This window comes from Streptococcus marimammalium DSM 18627, assembly GCF_000380045.1.
Lineage (GTDB): Bacteria > Bacillota > Bacilli > Lactobacillales > Streptococcaceae > Streptococcus > Streptococcus marimammalium.
Genome location: NZ_KB904350.1, coordinates 1 through 4,278, shown reverse-complemented (window position 1 = coordinate 4,278; position 4,278 = coordinate 1). Strand labels below are relative to the sequence as shown.

6 protein-coding genes are annotated in these 4,278 nt (G+C 30.3%); 2 read left to right on the top strand and 4 right to left on the bottom strand.

Translation table 11 applies throughout. The annotated features are described in order from the left end of the window. The first annotated feature begins 129 nt into the window (after window positions 1–129). The gene (locus tag A3I1_RS0103315; RefSeq protein WP_018369890.1) at window positions 130–924 is read left to right on the top strand and encodes a replication initiation protein; all 795 of its coding nucleotides are present in this window, start codon (window positions 130–132) and stop codon (window positions 922–924) included. A gap of 5 nt (window positions 925–929) precedes the next feature. Here the strand turns inward: A3I1_RS0103315 and A3I1_RS07870 are convergent, their stop codons facing one another. Next, the gene (locus A3I1_RS07870) at window positions 930–1,262 is read right to left on the bottom strand and encodes a DUF536 domain-containing protein (protein ID WP_018369889.1); all 333 of its coding nucleotides are present in this window, start codon (window positions 1,260–1,262) and stop codon (window positions 930–932) included. Window positions 1,263–1,605: 343 nt separating this feature from the next. Here A3I1_RS07870 and A3I1_RS07865 point away from each other — a divergent pair, with 343 nt between their 5' ends. After that, window positions 1,606–1,887, top strand: coding sequence for a hypothetical protein (locus tag A3I1_RS07865; RefSeq protein ID WP_018369888.1), 282 nt, complete (start codon window positions 1,606–1,608; stop codon window positions 1,885–1,887). A 378-nt stretch (window positions 1,888–2,265) separates the two neighbouring features. On the opposite strand, the gene A3I1_RS0103295 is transcribed toward A3I1_RS07865, so the two are convergent. The 3 genes from A3I1_RS0103295 to A3I1_RS0103285 form a co-directional block, all read right to left on the bottom strand. Next, window positions 2,266–2,721 (bottom strand): hypothetical protein, encoded by a 456-nt coding sequence (locus A3I1_RS0103295; protein WP_018369887.1) that lies wholly within the window; start codon window positions 2,719–2,721, stop codon window positions 2,266–2,268. 432 nt (window positions 2,722–3,153) lie between these two features. Then, on the bottom strand, window positions 3,154–3,558 hold the full coding sequence (locus tag A3I1_RS0103290; RefSeq protein ID WP_018369886.1) for a hypothetical protein: 405 nt from the start codon (window positions 3,556–3,558) through the stop codon (window positions 3,154–3,156). Window positions 3,559–3,580: 22 nt separating this feature from the next. Beyond that, window positions 3,581–4,105, bottom strand: coding sequence for a hypothetical protein (locus A3I1_RS0103285; protein WP_018369885.1), 525 nt, complete (start codon window positions 4,103–4,105; stop codon window positions 3,581–3,583). Between the last annotated feature and the right edge of the window lie 173 nt (window positions 4,106–4,278).

The window sequence follows — 4,278 nt, the reverse complement described above, 5'->3', positions numbered from 1 at the left end:
TATAACCTTTTTGTACCCCATTTATAACCTTTTTGTACCCCATTTATAACTATATTTACAAAAATACTTGAAACATAGTTGTAAATATAATACAATAGATACTTGAATATAAAAAGAAAGTTATGACACATGGAAAATAAAAAAGCTAGTAAAGTTTATGAAGAATTATTATCACGACAAGATTACTTAGTAGTACAAGCTAATGATTTAGCGAAAGCTTTTGGTAATCTGAAAGCTTTTGAGCATAAAATCTTAGATTTTTGCTTTTCTTATATTACTAAAGAAAGTCAAGCTAGTGACACGTTCACTCTTGATGCTATAAGTATTTTTAAGCATTTTGGTTTGACTAAAAATGGACAGAATTACAGAAGAGTGGCGGAAGCCTTTAAAACCTTGAATGAGAATACAGCCTTATATTTACCAATTACAAAGGAAAATGGTACTAAAGGAATTGTTATGACACAATTATTTAGTGAAATTATCTTTGATGAGAAAGGAAAAATTGATTTTAAATTTTCTAGTCGAGCAATACCCCTAATTTTTGATCTTAAAAAAAATTTTTACTCATTCCATCTGCGTGAATTAACTACGATAAAATCAAAATATGGTTTAATTCTCTTGAAACTTTGGGAATCTAACAGATTTGGAGAAAAAAGAAATACTGTTATCAATGGAACAATGGAGGAGTGGCAAGAGTGGTTTCTAGGAAAAAAGAAAAAATGGTCTGCTGGACGCTTTAAACAAAAGGTTTTACAAGTAGCCTCTGAAGAGATTGAATCAAAACTCGATGTTGATATTATGATAACCACTCACAAAAGAGGAAGAGAGGTTATTGGTTATGAAATGATAATAGTCGATAATAGACAAAATAGACCAGTAGATTTTTATAGAGACATAAAAAATGGTGAAATTTCACTCTTTTAGAAGTTTTACCAAAATTTCCACCATTTTTTATTATTTGATTCTGTTGTCAGCAGTTTTGAGCTTTCTTTTTGTTCATTTAGTAATAAAGTTTGCTGATTTTCTAATAATTTATGAAGTGTTGAGATTTGAATATCTTTTTCTTCTAATTGTCTTTGTTGATTTACAATGATATCACTAATGCTATCACTATTGATATCATTGTTTTTATTTGTTTCTAAGACTTTTGTCTTGATATATTCATTGACAGATTTTCCTTGTTTTAGTGCATTTTTTGTAATTGTTTCTTTTTCTTCTTGTGATGTTCGTAATATAATTTGAACTATTTTTTTATTTTTCATAATATCTCCAATGATAGCAATTATGTTATCACCATGATATCATAAAGATATCATGAAAAACAATATTTTTTTAAGATAAAAACTCCAGGAGAAAAAACTATGCTGGAGAAAAAATACCAGGTATTTTCTCACACGTTCTGAAGCATGAAATATCACCACAAAAATTTGTGGTATGTAAGTGCGCCTTTGGAAAATTTTGCCCTAAAATTAAAATCATAAATGGGGGCTTGGGGAACACCCCAAACACTATTTTTTCTTAAAAAATAGATATAGCTCGTGGGAAATTTACTGGTAAATGTGTACACACGTGCTCTGCTTGCCAAATTGAAAAAAGGGGGAAACTATGGTTTTTGGAAAAACAATGCTCGAAGTTGCAAAAGAACTTGGAGTATCTAAAGAAGTTGTAAAATATCACCGTAAAAAATTAGAAAAGACGGACTATGCTCAAATTCGGGGACAATACTTTATTTTTGAAGAAGGCATTGAAAAAATAAAAGGTCAGTTAAGAAAAGATACAAGCATGTATTCTAATGGATTTGAGAGCAATGTTTTAAGACGATTAACAGAGATTGAGTTAAGTTTAATGCTAATGCAAACTAAGCTTGATGAATTGCTCAAAAAATGATAAAATAGACGTGTATCTGGACAAAAGACAAGAGATAGAGCAGAGCTCAAATCTCGACGTCTTGCCGTCCAGATACACGGAACCCCAGTTTTCTAATAGGGGGGTCAGTTTTTCAAAAATGGACTAATAGACCTCTCTTAAACCTAGACGGGTCAATGGTTTTCAAGTTTTTGTAGGTGTAAACTTTTTGCTCGAAAATTGTACACCTTTTTTAAAATATAAAGAACTATCTCTAAAACGCCCTAAAATCGTTTCTAAGGCGTTTTTGTTTGTTTTAATATAAAACATCATTAATGTTATTTTAGTTCCTTAGAGTCGAAATATGGACGTTTGGTGCCAATATAAAAACAAAAGCCACACAAATAACTGTGGGCTTTTTTATTCATTGCTGTTCAGTGTTTTATATGTTTCTAAAATTTCTTTAAGTTCTCCTAAACTTATAGCGTCTTTTGGAAAATCAGGGTCTGATTCATTAACATCTTTTGGTAGAGACATTAAATAACCTCCACCTTCATTATTTTCATTCGGTAGAAATTGAATAAGAGTATCTTCTAGTTTATCATTTTCTCCTAAAAAATAATTATTCAGATAATCTGCAGTATCTCCCTCAAAAAAGGAGTTAATATATTCGGGATTTTTATTATATTCATTGATAAATTTTTTAACTGTTAATTGTCTTAAATAGTTACCACTCAAGCCGTTTTCAAGAAGGGGAACGTTATTTTTTTGAGTACTTATATTATCATCTGCACTAGTAGAATTTAGATTTAAAAAAGATAAAATTGTTGCCAAAATTACACCTACAGTAATACTTAAAATAAATTTTTTTCTCATGTAATTTTCTCCTTTTCGCTTGATACCTGTATTTTAACGAAAAAATAGAAAAACATCAACGAAAGGTTTTTTAATAAGTTTTTATATTTAATATATGCTACAATACTGTCCTTGAGTTTTAAACTCTAAAAAATCGGAAGTGCGATGAAATTCGCCCAAATTACTGGAGACCTAAAAAAAGGTCTCTTTTTTTGATTTGAGGATTATAAAAAATTTATGCTATATACGTTTCTTGAACTTGTTTTGCTACCGTTACTAGTTAATGTAGTTGCTGAACTAATTGCGGAGTGGCTAATCCGTAAGTGACAAAATAAATGCGACAAATAATATAGCTTGAGTGCCTTGAGCAAGCACGTGTCAAAATTTTGACATTAAGTAAAAAACCTGACCTAGCATTTTAGATCAGATTTTGTTATTTAGAAGAGACTGATATTATTTACGTTGACTATTTAGATATTCTTTTACTTCTGCAATAGTAGCAGCTTGAGTTTTATCATTGAAATAACGTCTTGCAACAACATTCATATTTTCATCAAGTTCTTCGGTGTAGCCTGTATCTGACTTATCAATGTTAGCCATATAGCCTCCGGTTTCATCAGCAATGATGATGGTATCATCATCAGATGAAGAAAAATAGTCATTTACTTCTTCTTCGCTAGCCCCTGCTAGTTTTTCTGCATAAATTTGAATAGTATAATTGTTTGGAACTTGATTTGTTACTCCAGCATTATTTGTTTCAAATTCATCACCACTAACATTTTGATTACTTAAAACAATTCCTAAGACAGCTATCGATATGATAGCTATTGTAGAAATCAGTGCCGTGATTTTTTTCATTTTAATCACTCCTTTGTATATATTAAACTGGGTTAGAAACTATATATTTTGAATTTCTAACTGGATTGTATGTTTTGAAATAAGTTCCTTGACCACTATAAACAGGAGTGTATGAACCAGGGTAAACTGCAACGGAAATTCCATATCCATTTTCTACTAAACCACTATCCCCAAGAGCACTCCAATATAAGTAACTTCCTGTTCCAAGAGCGGGATAAAATCTAAACTCTCCATAACGCCAGCCACTTGCTGTGAACGGGTCAGAAGTATAAACTTTATTTGCTGGTAAATTATAAGATTTTCTTGGTGGTGTTGCAGCTAATGGTGTGAAAGTAAAGGAATCATTACTAGATTGAACAGGAACTGTTTTTAGATATTCTTTATATTCAGGAAGAGTCATTACTATTCCATCAACAGCATTAATTTCTTCTTGTGAAAAATTGTTACTGCCATCATAATTTCTAAAATAGCCACCTATTGTTCTAGAAACAAGAATGTAGTCGCTATCTCTTAATTCAGATACAGCAACTGCAATTTTTTTAAACATAAGATATATTCCTTTCTAGTTTTCAACGGTTCCCTTTTGATAATGGGGAGAAACAAATTTCAAGGATAATAGCAACAAACTCCTTTCTAATTTAATTTTATCCTTAAACTAATTATATACCAAAATTAACAAAAATTCTATTCTTTGATTTTACAAAAATTAGTTTTTTTTTT

Bases quoted from the DNA above. Each gene is read 5' to 3' on its own strand.
- A3I1_RS0103295 (WP_018369887.1), bottom strand. From the start codon at position 2,721: ATGAGAAAAAAATTTATTTTAAGTATTACTGTAGGTGTAATTTTGGCA.
- A3I1_RS07865 (WP_018369888.1), top strand. From the start codon at position 1,606: ATGGTTTTTGGAAAAACAATGCTCGAAGTTGCAAAAGAACTTGGAGTA.
- A3I1_RS0103315 (WP_018369890.1), top strand. From the start codon at position 130: ATGGAAAATAAAAAAGCTAGTAAAGTTTATGAAGAATTATTATCACGA.
- A3I1_RS0103290 (WP_018369886.1), bottom strand. From the start codon at position 3,558: ATGAAAAAAATCACGGCACTGATTTCTACAATAGCTATCATATCGATA.
- A3I1_RS0103285 (WP_018369885.1), bottom strand. From the start codon at position 4,105: ATGTTTAAAAAAATTGCAGTTGCTGTATCTGAATTAAGAGATAGCGAC.
- A3I1_RS07870 (WP_018369889.1), bottom strand. From the start codon at position 1,262: ATGAAAAATAAAAAAATAGTTCAAATTATATTACGAACATCACAAGAA.